The organism is Lelliottia sp. EB106-05-01-XG201 (genome assembly GCF_058791735.1).
In genome coordinates, this window is record NZ_JBYTDV010000001.1 from 796,045 (window position 1) to 810,323 (window position 14,279).

At 53.7% G+C, this 14,279-nt stretch carries 14 protein-coding genes and 1 pseudogene; 7 read left to right on the forward strand and 8 right to left on the reverse strand.

Features of this window, described 5'->3' with window-relative positions; genetic code table 11:
- Positions 1-24: 24 nt before the first annotated feature.
- The 8 genes and pseudogenes from AC3WS9_RS03745 to AC3WS9_RS03780 all read right to left on the reverse strand — a co-directional run.
- A pseudogene (locus AC3WS9_RS03745) lies at positions 25-1,464 on the reverse strand (sugar porter family MFS transporter); the annotation flags it as partial.
- Positions 1,465-1,479: 15 nt separating this feature from the next.
- The gene (locus AC3WS9_RS03750) at positions 1,480-2,349 is read right to left on the reverse strand and encodes an SMP-30/gluconolactonase/LRE family protein (protein ID WP_492486803.1); all 870 of its coding nucleotides are present in this window, start codon (positions 2,347-2,349) and stop codon (positions 1,480-1,482) included.
- A 5-nt stretch (positions 2,350-2,354) separates the two neighbouring features.
- Positions 2,355-3,002 (reverse strand): 2-dehydro-3-deoxy-6-phosphogalactonate aldolase, encoded by a 648-nt coding sequence (locus tag AC3WS9_RS03755; protein WP_324722975.1) that lies wholly within the window; start codon positions 3,000-3,002, stop codon positions 2,355-2,357.
- Positions 3,002-3,901 carry a 2-dehydro-3-deoxygalactonokinase gene (locus AC3WS9_RS03760; RefSeq protein ID WP_492486805.1) on the reverse strand — a complete coding sequence of 300 codons (900 nt, stop codon included), beginning with the start codon at positions 3,899-3,901 and terminating at the stop codon, positions 3,002-3,004. Before AC3WS9_RS03760 ends, AC3WS9_RS03755 begins: the two co-directional genes overlap by 1 nt.
- A gap of 98 nt (positions 3,902-3,999) precedes the next feature.
- The gene (locus AC3WS9_RS03765; protein ID WP_492486807.1) at positions 4,000-4,731 is read right to left on the reverse strand and encodes a FadR/GntR family transcriptional regulator; all 732 of its coding nucleotides are present in this window, start codon (positions 4,729-4,731) and stop codon (positions 4,000-4,002) included.
- Positions 4,732-5,011: 280 nt separating this feature from the next.
- Positions 5,012-5,227 carry a hypothetical protein gene (locus tag AC3WS9_RS03770; protein WP_492486809.1) on the reverse strand — a complete coding sequence of 72 codons (216 nt, stop codon included), beginning with the start codon at positions 5,225-5,227 and terminating at the stop codon, positions 5,012-5,014.
- Between the two features lie 24 nt (positions 5,228-5,251).
- A complete protein-coding gene (locus AC3WS9_RS03775) occupies positions 5,252-5,737 on the reverse strand; it encodes an adhesin (protein ID WP_492486810.1) in 486 nt (161 codons plus the stop codon).
- A 278-nt stretch (positions 5,738-6,015) separates the two neighbouring features.
- Complete coding sequence (locus tag AC3WS9_RS03780; protein WP_282494356.1) at positions 6,016-6,534, reverse strand: Hcp family type VI secretion system effector; 519 nt, start codon at positions 6,532-6,534, stop codon at positions 6,016-6,018.
- A 646-nt stretch (positions 6,535-7,180) separates the two neighbouring features.
- Between AC3WS9_RS03780 and tssB the strand changes: the two genes are divergently transcribed.
- The 7 genes from tssB to tssJ are packed head-to-tail and all read left to right on the forward strand — an operon-like array spanning position 7,181 to position 14,277.
- The gene (tssB, locus tag AC3WS9_RS03785) at positions 7,181-7,681 is read left to right on the forward strand and encodes a type VI secretion system contractile sheath small subunit (protein WP_282494357.1); all 501 of its coding nucleotides are present in this window, start codon (positions 7,181-7,183) and stop codon (positions 7,679-7,681) included.
- Between the two features lie 20 nt (positions 7,682-7,701).
- Positions 7,702-9,186, forward strand: a complete 1,485-nt coding sequence (tssC, locus tag AC3WS9_RS03790) for a type VI secretion system contractile sheath large subunit (protein WP_282494358.1) — start codon at positions 7,702-7,704, stop codon at positions 9,184-9,186.
- 8 nt (positions 9,187-9,194) lie between these two features.
- Positions 9,195-9,614 (forward strand): type VI secretion system baseplate subunit TssE, encoded by a 420-nt coding sequence (tssE, locus tag AC3WS9_RS03795; RefSeq protein ID WP_282494501.1) that lies wholly within the window; start codon positions 9,195-9,197, stop codon positions 9,612-9,614.
- 4 nt (positions 9,615-9,618) lie between these two features.
- Positions 9,619-11,442: a type VI secretion system baseplate subunit TssF gene (gene tssF / locus AC3WS9_RS03800; protein WP_492486812.1), complete on the forward strand. Its 1,824-nt coding sequence runs from the start codon at positions 9,619-9,621 to the stop codon at positions 11,440-11,442.
- Positions 11,409-12,452, forward strand: coding sequence for a type VI secretion system baseplate subunit TssG (gene tssG, locus AC3WS9_RS03805; RefSeq protein ID WP_492486813.1), 1,044 nt, complete (start codon positions 11,409-11,411; stop codon positions 12,450-12,452). Before tssF ends, tssG begins: the two co-directional genes overlap by 34 nt.
- 17 nt (positions 12,453-12,469) lie before the next feature.
- Positions 12,470-13,756, forward strand: a complete 1,287-nt coding sequence (gene tagH / locus AC3WS9_RS03810) for a type VI secretion system-associated FHA domain protein TagH (protein ID WP_492486815.1) — start codon at positions 12,470-12,472, stop codon at positions 13,754-13,756.
- Entirely contained in the window at positions 13,753-14,277 is a 525-nt protein-coding gene (tssJ, locus tag AC3WS9_RS03815; protein ID WP_492486817.1) for a type VI secretion system lipoprotein TssJ, read from the forward strand. Before tagH ends, tssJ begins: the two co-directional genes overlap by 4 nt.
- Positions 14,278-14,279 lie beyond the last annotated feature (2 nt).

Here is a 14,279-nt window from a genome sequence, read left to right on the forward strand (position 1 = left end):
CGACGTGGCAGGCCGCCTGCGTTTTTATTTGGCCGTGATGCTGTGGCCAGCCGGGGCGTGGTGTTTTGTCTGTCCGATATTGCGCAGCGCTTCGCCGTTCATCAGGTTGCGCTCGATGTTTTCCAGCGAAATGTTTTTGGTTTCAGGCACAAACAGGATGGTCAGCACGATGCACGCCACGTTCAGCACGCCGTACAGCCAGAAGGTGTTTGGGCTGCCGATGGTGTCGATCAGCGTCAGGAAGGTTGCGCCGATGATCATGTTGGCGATCCAGTTGGCCATCGTGGAGCAGGTGACGCCAAAATCGCGTCCTGCCAGCGGCTGGATCTCCGAGCACAGCACCCAGATCAGCGGGCCCGCGCTCATCGCAAAACCGGTAATAAAGATCAGCAGCACGATCACGGCGGTGTACTGCTCGGTCGGATTGGTGATGCCGCTGTGGAACATGTAGCCGAGAATGCCCATGCACACCGCCATCCCGGCGAAGCCCAGCTTGAGGATCGGTTTACGTCCCCATCTGTCGACCAGACCGATGGCGATAAAGGTTGCCAGCACGTTGGTCAGGCCGGCGATCACCGTGCCCCACATCTGCTCGCGGGTGGTGGAGAAACCGGCGATTTCGAAGATTTTTGGCGCGTAGTACATGATCACCGTCATGCCGGTAAACTGCTGCATAAACTGCAGCAGCACGCCCATGTAGGTGGAGCGACGGAAGTGCGGGTTGTGGCGGAACAGCTGCCAGCCGCGCTGTTTCATCTTCACGCTTTCACGGATCTGATCCAGCTCGTACTGGGCTTCTTTATCGGAATTACGCAGCAGCTTCAGCACCTTACCGGCCAGAGCGTGGCGATCTTTCATCGCCAGCCAGCGCGGGCTTTCCGGCAGGGTGAGCACGCCGAGGAACAGCACGATGGCCGGGAAGGTGATCACCCCGAGCATCCAGCGCCAGTGGCCGCCAGCGCTCAGGGCGGTGTCGGACAGGAAGGCGGCGAGAATGCCGATGGTGATCATCAGCTGATAGAGGGAAATCATGCTGCCGCGAATGCGTTCCGGCGCGATTTCAGACAGGTAAAGTGGGGCCGTAAAGGACGCCACACCCACCGCCAGACCGAGCACAAAGCGGAACACGGAGAGCACGGCCATGCTGTCAGCAAAGGCGCAGCCCACGGAGCCGATCACGAAGAGGATGGCACCGAGCAGCAGGCTTTTACGGCGACCAAGGCTTGAGGACATCGGCCCGCTGCACAGGGCGCCGAGTGCGGCACCGAACATCATCACGCTGACCACAATTTCCTGGTGATGGCTGCTGAGGCCAAATTCATTGGCAATAAAGGGTAAAGCCCCGGCAATCACCCCCATATCGAGGCCAAACAGCAGGCCAGCGAGGGCGGCAAGAAAGCAAACAAGCAGCGTTTGCCGGTTAGTTTTTGTAGGGTTCAATGCTGTGTTCATAATGACACCTTGATTGTTTTCGTTTTTTTAAAGCTGAAAAAGACCGGCTGGCAGTCCGGTTAACGTGGTGGAGATGCTTAACAGCGCACCCTCCGTTTCATTCGGTCGCTCAAGCCCGTCGCGGGCTGAGGTGATGTACAGCTCATTAAGATCCGGGCCGCCGAAGGTACAGCTGCTCGGCTGCATGACGGGGAGCGCCAGGCTGTCCAGCTCCTCAAGGTTCGTCTCGCAGAGTTGATACCGCACCAGGCGCGACTGTCCCCAGCGGGCGTTGATTAGCTGACCGGTTGCGGTAAGCGCAGATCCGTCCGGAATGCCGTCCACGCTGTGTGCCGTCAGTTCGAAAATCTCTGACTGAGCTATCTGTGCGCAGTAAAAACGGTGCAGCAGGGAGTCGGCGAACCAGATTTTGTCGCCATGCCACTGCAGGGTGTTGGGCACCAGCTGGTTGCCGAGCAGGCGCTGCGGGGCGTTATCGCCAGAAGCAAAGCGATACCAGCTGCCGATGGCCTTTTCGGCCGCCGGATCCATAGTGCTGAACCACAGCGCCCCGTCCGGGGCAATGGCGGCTTCGTTCGGGCGCGTACCTATGGCGTCAGCCGGGTAATCGCAAAGTGGGGTGAAATGCGACTGGGCGTAGTCGTACAACCCGATCCCACTCTGGCTGACGGTCAAAAATGTCTCTTCCTGCGTCGTCAGCAGCACTGCGCTGGTAAAAGGCGGCATGGCGTGGATCTGGGTTCTTGCATTCTCTCCCGGCCAGTAGCGCAGCAGGCGCTGAGCAAGGATATCCACCCACAGCAGCGACTGGCTGCGGGCGCACCAGACCGGGGTTTCACCAAGCTGCGCGCGATAATGGCCGATGGTTTTGAGAGGACCGGTGACGACGCGTTTCATGGGGATTACTCCGCGCACTCACGCCAGGCTTTCTGATAAGCCTGGGCGCGCTCACGCAGTAAATTCATACTCATACCAGCCTGATACAGCCCGCCGCCGAGACCAAAACCGTTCGCGCCAGCCTGGATATAGCTGCGCATCTGTGCTGCGTCCGGCTGAATACCGCCCACCGGCAGACATGCCACGTCATGAGGCACCACGGCGCGGAAGGCTTTGGTGATCGCTGGGGTGACGTGTTCGGCGGGGAACAGTTTTAGCGCACTGGCACCGCTGGCGATGGCGCTAAACGCCTCGCTCGGTGTCATCACGCCCGGCATGCTGATCAACCCGCGTTTCACCGAGTGGCGAATGACCTCGGGATCGCAGTTTGGCGAGATGATCAGCTGACCACCGCAGTCGGCAACCTGATCGACCTGCTCAACGGTGAGGACCGTACCCGCGCCAACAAAACCCTCACTGCCGACGGTTTTGCGCATCAGTCGGATGGATTCAAGCGGCTCAGGGCTATTCAATGGGACTTCCAGCCAGTGAAAACCGCAGCTCAGTAAAATGTCTGCAGCCTCGCAGGCCTGTGCCGGTGTGATACCGCGCAGGATGGCGACCAGCGGCAGCGGCTCCTGTTTCCAGCGGGTCGAAAACGTCTTCGGATCCATTATGCGATTCCTTGAATCAGGGAGAAGAGGTGGCTCAGGCCACGGATAAAGCAGTCATCACCGTTGACTGGCGTGAGTTGCAGATCCATCAGTGAGGCGGCCAGCTGATAACGCGCGGTGAGCGCAGGGCTGCCGACAACCCATGCCTGCTGTCCGGCAGGTATCGCCAGTAGCTCATGACCAATCGTCAGCCCCGAGAGATAGCTGTGGACATGCGATGTCGCGATTTCCCCTGCCAGACGGCGCGTGCGGGCAGAGAAAATGAGGTGCGTAAAGGGCGCGCCGCGAAGGGCGGTTTGAACACCGTGCAGATACGCGGCGTCGTCTTCCTGCTGCTCTGGCAAATCTTTACCGAGGAGAGAGCGCTGGCTCAGAAGCGAGAAGATCTCGCCGGTCATAAACGTTGAGAAGACAGATATTTTTCCCTCAACGAGCTGAGCATGTTTGCTGTGCGTGCCGGGCAGCAGGGCAAAATGGTGAGTCGCGGGGTGTAACTGGCACAGACCGAGAAGCTGCACTTCTTCGCCGCGCATCACGTCCGGCTGGCCGAAATGGCTGGTGCCGCTGACGCCGGGAATGATCCACGCCGGACTGCCCCAGGATGTGGTGAAGGCGTGAGTGCGTGCGAGCAGATCGCGGGCTCCGCAGGGTTGCGGCGCATACGGAACTTCATGCCAGCCCTGCTGCGATCCCACCATGCCTGCCATCACGACAGGTAATTTTCCATATTGCTCAAGCCACGGCTGGAGCATGGCGTAAAGCGTGGGACCAAACTGCGCGTTTTCCACCGATAACAACCCGCAAGGGTGGTTAATCTGATCTATCCGCTGCGCCTGGTTCATCAGGAACGCGCGGAAGTTGGTGGTGCCCCAGTCGATGGCAATCCAGTATCTGCTCATATCAGGTAATACAACCTATGTAATCTTGTAATACAAGAATGCTAGAGCAAAAAATCCCCACGATCTGTGAGGAAGATCGAAATTATTTTAAGGAATGATCAGGAGATGAAGTTGAAGAGTTCCGGCAGATCTTTCCAGATATGCTTTCTGGCGGCGTTGATCAGAATGGTGCGCATCTGTTGACGAGCGCCGTCTGGTTGTTTTAAGCGAATGTTTTCAAACAACAAAAAATGATCGTCAACGGCAGCGTGGGAATCACGAACGTCTTTTTCCAGCGTCTGGCGGAATGACAGCACCATCGCCGCAGAGAGGGCATTACCAAGTGCGAGGAGGAAAGGGTTGTGGGTCGCGCGGAGCAGCGCCTGATGGAAAGCGAGATCGCCTTCTTCAAATAACGCCCGTTCCGCTTCGGTTTGCCCGCGGCGCATCAGGCTCAGCGCATCTTCCAGCGCGGCAAGATCGTGGCCCGTGGCGTTCAGCGCGGCGAGGGTCGCTACGTCAGGTTCAAAAATGAGTCGCGCCACCATCAGCTGTTCGACCAGCTCTGGCCCAACTTCCCCTTCCGCCAGCCAGTTCAGGACATCGGCATCCAGCAGGTTCCACATCTCACGGTTATTCACCGTGGTGCGTTTCTTGGGCTGAATCGTGATGAGCCCCTTGGCGGCCAGGAACTGCAGCGCATTACGCACGGATGTGCGCGAAACCCCGTATTCGCCCGCCAGTTCATTTTCGCCGGGCAACGAGCGCCCCGGATGGAGGTCGCCGTGAAGAATACGACAGGCAATATGCTGCGTGACGGATTCGGCAAGGGTGGTTTGCGGTAGGCTCATGGTATCCAGAGATCAATAAATTATGAGGGTATAGTAAGGGATATTGGGAGGGGGGGGAAATGGAGAGTGTGGTGGGGGAGGGATATGCGTTTTTGTTGTTGTCTATCTAAGGTTATAGCCGACAGGTAGGTTGACCTGATGGATGCCGACTCATGGTTGTAGTCAGGTGGCTAGAAATTTATCAATAAAATATGAACCTGACCTTTTTACCCCGCCTGAGTCTGGCGATTTTTTGCGGGCATAAGAGAAGTACAGGCGCTGAAGGATGTACTTTATCAGTTTAGACCGTTGCTGCCAGGGATGTCATTTCAGGATCCAGAGCTTCAATAGCTTCGCGTTCCGTTAAATTTTCCGAAATTACATTCGAATTTATTTGCGATGAGTAATTAATTACTTCACTGATAAATCGGTCTTTGGCAAGGCTCCATTCCATGTATTTGCTTGCGACACAATTCATTATTTGTATAAGTTCATTTTGTTTTACAGCCAGATTCATGGTGATTTCTCTCGTTTTTATTTTTTAGAGGCCGCAGTATCCAGACATTTCAACCTTCATTTGACGATTGTTTTTTTCTATAATGATGGCGACTTTAGTGTCATATCCTTCTTCATCCATTGCTGTGTTTTTCAATGGATTTTGTAGTGTGGTAATAACAATGTTTCCCCCCTGAAAAACGGCGGTATTATTATTTGAAGATGTCTGTTTTAATATGGTTAAATTACCATCCAATTTCATAATGGCTGAGTATGTACACTCATTCCCACCTACAGGGCAAATTGCACCTTCGACATAGTTATAGAAATTCTCTTTCTTATTATCAGCAAGGCGCAATGTACAAGTGGAGTGTTTCAAATCCGGAATCTCCTCATCAGCAATCTCACCAACGTCGAAACTATTATTGTTAAGGCCATCTAACGGCATGCTGCCAGGTTCAGTTGCAATACAACCAACAACGCCAGATAGCATCAGGGTTAAAATAAATAGAATGTTTTTAAGCATTTTCATAAACGGCTCGAAGGTCAAAATTTGGGAAGATTATTCCCCTGCACGTGTTGAAAGATCTCCTTCCTAAACGCTCTTTCCTTGAGCAAGTTTACGAAGATGATGGTTTGAAATACTTTGTTTATTCCTGCTCATCATATGTTTTTCTTCAGACATGCTACCGCCGAAGTCTCCGGCATCCGCCATCTCCCATAAAACGTCATCCCTAAAAATGCTCTTTTTCGACTGCGCAATACAAAAACAGCATCCAGCCCCTAAGGGCTGGATGCTGTTGATTTAACTTATGCTTCCAGTGGTGCACGCCAGTCATCGGCACCAGAGGTACCTGACTTCACGTGCTCCCACTCGATTTTACGGTAGGCGAGAGAGACCTGAATTAACTGGGTAAACTCACGCTTTTCCGCGTCCTGACAGTGCGGCATGTTGCAGTCGATATCCACGATGGTGGAGTCTGTCAGGCGGGTGGTAAAGAAGTGTTCTTGCTTGCCCTCAATGGAGGTGCGCCACCAGTGAAGTTCAGTGGTTGGTAACATCTCGCCGGAAGCCAGTGCGTTATACAGCAGCGGTACGGCTTTGTTCAGCGCCACGGTAAAGATGAAAGGCTTGTGAGCGCGCTGGCCAGATGGCTGACCAGACTGCGGATCCGTAGGGACTGTCACGTTATGCTGAAATTCCTGTACCAGCATTTCATCTTCGTGACCCTGCACGTAGATGTTGCCGACCGATGGTGCGGTAAATGCACCTTCGGTAATTTTTCCCTGGGTCTGACCCGTGATTGAGATGTAACACGGTGTAGGCATTTTCAAACTCCTTGTTAATGTTTCAATGACTGCTGATGATCACCTGTCGTTTATCTTCGACAGGTAAATAGCGAAACGACTCATTCCTGAAGGTTTCATTTTCTGCATACCGGTTACTGGCTATGAGAAAAAGTAGTCGCCGTTAAATAATTTTCAGTCACTTTTAAATGCCCATCATGAATATATGAGTTAACGGTATATATAATCCGTAGTTATAGTTTGTCATGATAAACCCAATGGGCGAGACTGAATCATAGAAAATATCGTGTCAATCTCTTTGTGTATTTTGCCGCTGATGATGCTTGAGGGATTCCTTAAATTGATAGCTGCGACATGAATATATAGGTCTGCAATTATCAAATATAATTATGAAGCTCTTTCATCTGCATGTTATTCAATGGGTTGTGCGATTGTCTTTGGGTTATCCACGGCTTTTAAATCGTTTATAACACGCATTTTATATCTGACAAATAGCCATTACTTATCCGAAATCGAAGTATTTTTGCCATGTTGTATTCGCGTAGGATGTGAGTTGATAAGGCGTTTTTATTTCTTTAACCGCCACTGCGGCGGCATTTCCGGTGTTTTTCGTGGTGCGGAACATGCTGCATTGATGGCCTGGTCAATTACCTGAAGGACTATTTGTATGAGCAGCCAAAAAAATGACGGCAGCATTGCTCCACGGGAGCGCGTCAATATTAAATTCACCCCTAAGACAGGCTCCCAGACTGCGGAGGTTGAGTTACCACTTAATCTGCTGGTCACCGGTAATCTGACGGGCATTGTGGATGATACGCCCCTGGATGAGCGCCAGCCTGTTGCCATCAATCGTAATAATTTCAACGCAGTGCTGGAGCAGGCGGATATTGGCCGCAATTTCGCCGTTCCTTCCACACTCAATGAAAGTCCGGATGCGAACATGAGCATCAACCTGAAAGTGAAATCGCTGGCCGATCTCGCGCCGGACAATATTGCTGCCCAGGTACCGGAGATGCGAAAGATGCTGGAGTTACGTGAAGCACTGGTCGCGTTGCGTGGGCCGATGGGCAATATCCCTGCCTTCCGCGCGCAACTTAAAGCGTTGCTCGATAACGAAACAAGCCGCGAGCAGTTGATTGCGGAATTAGGCATCGCAGGTCGGAAATAACTTTGTACAAGGATTTCACCATGTCAGATATCACATTACCTGAAGCGTCAGCTTCTGCCGCACAGGTCGCAGCGCCCACATTACTTGATGACATCATGGCGCAAACCCGTTTTAAACCCGAGTCAGAAAGCTACGATATCGCTCGTCAGGGGGTCACAGCCTTTATCACTGCTCTGCTGCAAAATGACGAAGAGGTTGAGTCTGTCGATATTCTGGCGGTCAACGGCATGATTGCAGATATAGACGCGCGTATGGGCCGTCAAATGGACCTGATCCTGCATGCGCCGGAATTTCAGGAGCTGGAGTCATTCCTGCGCTCACTCAAACTTCTGGTAGATCATGCCGATCCCCGTGAAAACATCAAAATTCACCTGCTGCATGTGACGAAAGAAGAGCTTCTGGATGATTTCTCGTTTGCTCCTGAAATCACTCAATCCGGCTTCTATCGCCACGTTTACTCCAGCGGTTTTGGGCAGTTTGGCGGTGAACCTGTCGCCGCAGTTATTGGCAATTACAGTTTCGATAATACGACGGCTGATATGAAGCTGCTTCAGCATGTCAGTGCCGTGAGTGCGATGGCCCACTGCCCATTCCTCTCCTCAGTTTCTCCGGCATTTTTCGGGCTGGACTCATTTACCGAGTTGCCTGGCATTAAAGACGTTGCCGCCATTTTTGAAGGTCCTGCTTACACCAAATGGCGCTCGCTGCGCGAATCGGAAGATGCCCGAAATCTTGGCCTTACAGCGCCGCGTTTTTTACTGCGCCACCCCTATGTGCCGCATGAGAACCCAATAAAAAGTTTTAACTATCATGAGGATGTCAGTAAGAGCCACGATCACTATCTGTGGGGAAATACTGCGTTTCTTCTGGCTGCCAATATGGCAGAAAGCTTCATGTCGACCCGCTGGTGCCCGAATATCGTCGGCCCACAAAGCGGTGGGGCGGTGAAGGATTTACCAGTGCATCTGTATGAGGCGATGGGACAACTTCAGGCAAAAGTGCCGACCGAAATTCTCATCACCGATCGCCGGGAGTACGAGCTGGCGGAGCAGGGATTCATCACGCTCACCATGCGTAAAGGCTCTGATAATGCAGCCTTTTTCTCCGCAAACTCAGTGCAGAAACCAAAAGTCTTCCCGAACACAGTGGAAGGGAAGGAGGCAGAGACCAATTACAAGTTAGGGACTCAACTGCCTTATCTATTTGTTATCAATCGGTTAGCGCATTACATCAAAGTCCTTCAACGCGAACAGCTTGGTTCATGGAAAGAGCGTGGCGATCTGGAGCGCGAGCTGAATACCTGGATCCGTCAGTATGTGGCTGATCAGGAGAACCCACCTTCTGAGGTCCGCAGCCGCAAACCGCTTCGTCAGGCGAAAATTGAAGTGTCGGATGTCGAAGGCGAGCCGGGCTGGTACCAGGTCGCACTGAGCGTACGTCCGCATTTCAAATATATGGGCGCGTCGTTTGAGTTGTCTTTAGTCGGACGTTTAGACAGGGAATAAGCACCATGATAACGGAGCGGGAGTCCGGAAGCAGTTTGTTTGAGCGCATTCGCGAGGCGGCGATGCCACCTTCGCGGCAGCGCCCGAAGGCGGCACTGTTGCGCTCTGTGCGGGAGACCCTGCGCAACGTGCTCAATACCCGTTCCGGCAGTTGTTATGGTTCGCCAGAGTTGGGGATTGACGATTTTAACGATCAATCCCCTGACTCCATGAACATAAGAGACTGGATGGTTCAGGCTATCAGGGAGTGTATTTTGGGTTATGAACCTCGGATTTCGGATGTGTCCGTTGCTGCCGTTGCAGAAGACGCCAGTATGCCGCTGGAGCTGCGTTTTCATATTGTGGCAACGATAGATTTTAGCAACAGCCAGGATGTTCTGGAATTTGACATCCTGCTGGATAACCACCGTCACTGGCGCGTCGAGTAATCCTATGGCCTTCGAAGAGCGTTACTACCGCGAAGAGCTGGATTATCTGCGCCAGCTTGGCAAATTGCTGGCACATGAGAAACCTTATCTGGCCCGTTTCCTGGCGGAGAAAGAGGGCGATCCGGATGTGGAGCGGCTACTGGAAGCCTTTGCCTTTCTCTCCGGTGGCCTGCGGCAAAAGCTGGAGGATGAGTTTCCTGAATTTACGCATGGCATCATCAATATGCTGTGGCCTAACTACCTGCGTCCGGTTCCGGCGATGACCGTTATTGAGTATCAGCCGCGTAAAGAGCTTAAATCACTTGTTCAGGTTTGCCGCGATGAGCTGGTCAAGACGAAAACGGGTAACCGAACTCAGGAGTCTGGCCAGGGAGCGTTAACCGGGGAGAGTACCCGAGATGCGCTGCCAGTCTGCCATTTCACGCTGGCGCGTGACACCTGGCTGCAACCGCTTTTTGTTCGGGAAGTGAGAAACACCAGTAGCCTCAAATCGGGGGGCATTGAGATTGCTCTCTTTACCGAGGGCAACGTTTCCCCCCATGCGCTGGATCTTAATAAGCTCACCTTTTGGTTGGGTAACGAGGATGACTATACCCGCCATCAGCTCTACCTGTGGTTCAATGAACATCTGATGGATGCCGAACTGGTTGCCGGTGACCGCCGTCTAGCGCTGCCGGAACTCAGGCTTGAGGCCGCAGGTTTCGATCAAAAAGATGCGCTGCTGCCGTGGCCGAAAAACGTCCATAACGGTTATCGCGTGCTGCAGGAATATTTCTGTTACCCGGAGAGTTTTTTCTTCTTCCATCTGCGGGATGCTGCACCATTGCCGGAGGATTTTCCTGTCAGCGCCTTTACGCTGCGCCTGCATTTTAATCTGCCACTGCCCGCAGACATCAAACTGCGCAAGAATTCTCTGCGGCCTTACTGTACGCCAGCGGTGAATCTGTTCCCTCAACATTCCGAACCGGTCAGACCGGATGGCACTGCGCCGCAATACCCGCTGTCTGCCAGTCAGCAATATCCGGAATCTTGCGATATTTTCCAGTTAAAAACAGTCTCCAGCAAAGTGAATGAGACTGGGCAGGGCAAGAAATTCCGTCTCTGGCCTGAGTTCGAAGGGTTTCAGCACCAGATTGAGTACAGCCGTCAGCGGGAGGTGATCTACTGGCACCACCGGACAAAAACCTCGCTATTCCATTCTGGTCTGGATCATTCCATTTCCTTCGTCCATGCCGATGGCTGCATGCCAGACCGTTCCCAACTGGATGGCGAGGTGTTCACCGCCTCAATGGTGTGCACCAACCGTATGTTGCCCGCCTCTCTGCACGCCGGGGATATCTGCGAGGCGGTCAATAAAAATCCGGCGGTCGCCTCCTTTAGCAACGTTATGCGTCCGACCCGTCCGCTGTATCCGATGACGGACGGCAATATGCACTGGTCGCTCATCTCCTGCATGAACCTGAACTATCTCTCCCTGCTCGACAGGGAAGCGTTGATTCAGGTGTTGCACACTTTTGATCTGCCCGGGATACACCATCCGCAGCAGGCCAGGCTTTCCTCGCAAAAGCTGGATGCCATCGAAAAGATGGAATCCTCCCCGGTTGATCGCCTGTTTAAAGGCGTACCGGTACGCGGTCTGTCCACTACGCTGTGGATCAATCCCGCCCCCTTTGTCTGTGAAGGTGAGATCTATCTGCTGGGAACCGTCCTGTCATACTTTTTCGCCCTGTATGCCAGCATCAATTCGTTTCACTGCCTCAGAATTATTAACACGGAAAGTCAGGAGTCCTGGGAATGGCAACATACCGGCCAGCACGCCCTGATGTAAGGGAAAAGGCACCACTCCCGGATGTGCGCGGGACAAATTTTTTTGTGCTGATGGACTCGTTGTACCGCCGCTATGGCGGCGCCGATCGGGAGCCATCCTTACGCACTGACCCTGAACAGGAAGTGGCGTTGTTCAAATCTGATGCCAGCATTGCCTTTCCAGGCTGCGACCTGAGCGGGCTTGTGCGCAGTGATGCGGGACAGTTTATTCTGACCACCCAATTTCTCGGGTTCTCCGGCAGTCAGTCGCCGTTGCCCGGTTACTACCTGGACAGGATGGCGCAAGAATCTGCCCAGAATGAAGAGGGGCTGAAAGAGTTCCTCGATCTCTTTAGCCACCGCTGGACGCAGTTTGCCTACCATGCCTGGCGTAAATACCGCTATCACATCTGTTTTCGCAATGGCGGTACCGATGCCTTTTCGCAGCGGATGTATGCCCTGGTTGGACTGGGGAACGCCAGTGTGAGGGGCAGACTCGCCATCAACCACAGCAAGATGCTGGCCTATGCCGGGATACTTGCGACGCCAGGGCGATCGCCCGATGTGGTATGCAATCTGGTTTCCCACTGTTTCGATCTGCCTGAGGTCAGCATTGAGAGCTGGCAACTGCGCAAAGTGCCGATTGACCCCGCTCAGCAGAACCGGCTTGGCGTACGAAACCCAAAAAACAAAACCTTCGGATATGTGCCGGGGCGCTCAGTGGTGGGCGTGAATTTTACCCTCGGTGCCCGAGTGCCCGATCGTAGCGGGAAATTTTTGCTGCGGATCAGCAATCTTTCCATGGCGCGTTATCTCTCATTCTTACCGGACGGTGAGCACCACCAGGCGCTGACCATGTTCGTTTCCTTCTTGCTTCGCGATCAGTTTGCCTGGGATCTCCGGTTGGATCTGGCTCCAGAGCAGGCGAAAGGAATGCGGCTGGGAGACGTTTCCCGATCCTGTATCGGGCGTACGGCATTTATCGGAGAACCGAAAATGCCGCCATCCGTCACCCTCCACATCAGGGATTAATTTTAATGGAATCGCATATGACTGAGGAAAAAACACCGTCTTCCGCACTGTCACTGACGTTGCAGGTGATGAACGGCAACGAACTGGAAAGTGGTCGCGCCGCAAAATGCCTGTTTTCCGTAGCAGGCGGCGATATCGGCCATGCCGCGGCGTGCCACTGGGCAGTACAGGATCGGGCAGGGTCTGTGGCCGGTCGTGCATGCGAGATTGTTTTGCATGACGGCACTTTTTGCCTGCGTAGCCTGATGCCAAGGCTGATGATCAACCTGGCCCCGGTGTCCGTGGACGCCGGACTGGTACGCCTGCGTCAGGGGGATGAGATTGGGCTAGGGGCGCTGGCGCTGAAGGTCTTTATCCATGAGGGAAAACTGGTCAGTTACAGCGAGCAAATGGCCGCCCCTGAAACCATCGTCACCAATCGCGATCGTCTGGCGGATGCGCTGTTGACCACCGACGGGCAGCCTGCTTATCCAGGAATGCCTCACAGACACCAGCTCGCGGATACCGTAGTTAATGGTTTTTCCACCGATCCGCTCCAGGCATTACAAACCGAAAGCCTGACGACGGCGGGTGGCCTGCTCTCTGGCGCCGCTGTCGTCCCGCAATCTTCTCCTGCCAGCAATAGTGGAATCGATAATCAGTATATGGATCTGCCGCCAATGTATGCCGACCCTCATGACAGCCGTAGCGAAGAGGTTTCTCCGGCAGAAATGGCGCATCGCCATCTTGCCGTCACCCCCTTGCTGCGCGGTTTGGGAAGCTCGCTTGTGGTACGCAATTCTCAGGAAGCCGATGATTTTCTGGAGGAGAGCGGGCGGACGCTGCAGGCGGCGATAAAAGGGCTGCTTGATCTGCAGCATCAGCGTAACAGCCTGTCAGACAAGCATTTACGTCCACTTGAAGATAACCCGCTGCGTCTGAATATGGACTACGCCACTGCGCTGGATGTGATGTTCGCCGAAGGTAAAAGTCCAGTCCATCTTGCCGCGCCTGCGGCAGTCAAAGAGAGCCTGCGCAATATCCGCCACCACGAAGAAGCCAACCGGGCAGCGATTGTCGAGTCGCTTCGCGTTCTGCTGGATGCTTTCTCGCCCCAGAGCCTGATGCGCCGTTTTGTGCAGTACCGCCGCAGCCACGAGCTGCGCCAGCCGCTCGATGATGCCGGGGCATGGCAGATGTACAGCCACTATTACGACGAACTGGCGTCGAGCCGTCAGCAGGGCTTTGAAATGCTGTTTAACGAAGTCTATGCCCAGGTTTATGACCGGGTGCTGCGAGAGAAGCAACGGGAGTCGGAAGCATGAATATAAGGGCGTTTCTGGCCTGCGTTCTGATGAGCGCGCTATTAACCGGCTGCGAAACGGCGAAGAAACTCGGTCAGGTGATCAGTAACCCAGATATTCAGGTCGGGAAACAGGCTGAACAACCGTCTGAAGTGACCGTCACCTTGTTGACGGAGCCGGACACCAACACCAATGCGGATGGCGAAGCCGCTCCCGTAGATGTGCAGATGGTTTATATGAGCGACGACTCCAAATTACAGGCCGCCGATTATGACCAGATCGCCAGCACGCCGCTGCCGGATGTGCTGAGGAAAAACTATATCGATCACCAGGATTTCAGCCTGCTGCCGGACACCATCAAAACCTTGCCGCCGGTAAAACTGGACGAAAAAACGCAGTTTATAGGCATCGTGGCGTACTTCTCTGACGACCAGTCCACCCAGTGGAAACAGATCGAACCGGTGGAAGGAACAGGTCACAGCTACCGTGTGCTGGTGCATGTACGACAAAGCAGCATTGAAATGAAAAAAGAGGACGACTGACG

Coding starts and splice junctions, on each gene's coding strand:
- tssB (WP_282494357.1), top strand. CDS start 7,181: ATGAGCAGCCAAAAAAATGACGGCAGCATTGCTCCACGGGAGCGCGTC.
- tagH (WP_492486815.1), top strand. CDS start 12,470: ATGACTGAGGAAAAAACACCGTCTTCCGCACTGTCACTGACGTTGCAG.
- AC3WS9_RS03755 (WP_324722975.1), bottom strand. CDS start 3,002: ATGGATCCGAAGACGTTTTCGACCCGCTGGAAACAGGAGCCGCTGCCG.
- tssF (WP_492486812.1), top strand. CDS start 9,619: ATGGCCTTCGAAGAGCGTTACTACCGCGAAGAGCTGGATTATCTGCGC.
- tssG (WP_492486813.1), top strand. CDS start 11,409: ATGGCAACATACCGGCCAGCACGCCCTGATGTAAGGGAAAAGGCACCA.
- AC3WS9_RS03775 (WP_492486810.1), bottom strand. CDS start 5,737: ATGAAAATGCTTAAAAACATTCTATTTATTTTAACCCTGATGCTATCT.
- tssC (WP_282494358.1), top strand. CDS start 7,702: ATGTCAGATATCACATTACCTGAAGCGTCAGCTTCTGCCGCACAGGTC.
- AC3WS9_RS03765 (WP_492486807.1), bottom strand. CDS start 4,731: ATGAGCCTACCGCAAACCACCCTTGCCGAATCCGTCACGCAGCATATT.
- AC3WS9_RS03760 (WP_492486805.1), bottom strand. CDS start 3,901: ATGAGCAGATACTGGATTGCCATCGACTGGGGCACCACCAACTTCCGC.
- AC3WS9_RS03780 (WP_282494356.1), bottom strand. CDS start 6,534: ATGCCTACACCGTGTTACATCTCAATCACGGGTCAGACCCAGGGAAAA.
- AC3WS9_RS03750 (WP_492486803.1), bottom strand. CDS start 2,349: ATGAAACGCGTCGTCACCGGTCCTCTCAAAACCATCGGCCATTATCGC.
- AC3WS9_RS03770 (WP_492486809.1), bottom strand. CDS start 5,227: ATGAATCTGGCTGTAAAACAAAATGAACTTATACAAATAATGAATTGT.
- tssJ (WP_492486817.1), top strand. CDS start 13,753: ATGAATATAAGGGCGTTTCTGGCCTGCGTTCTGATGAGCGCGCTATTA.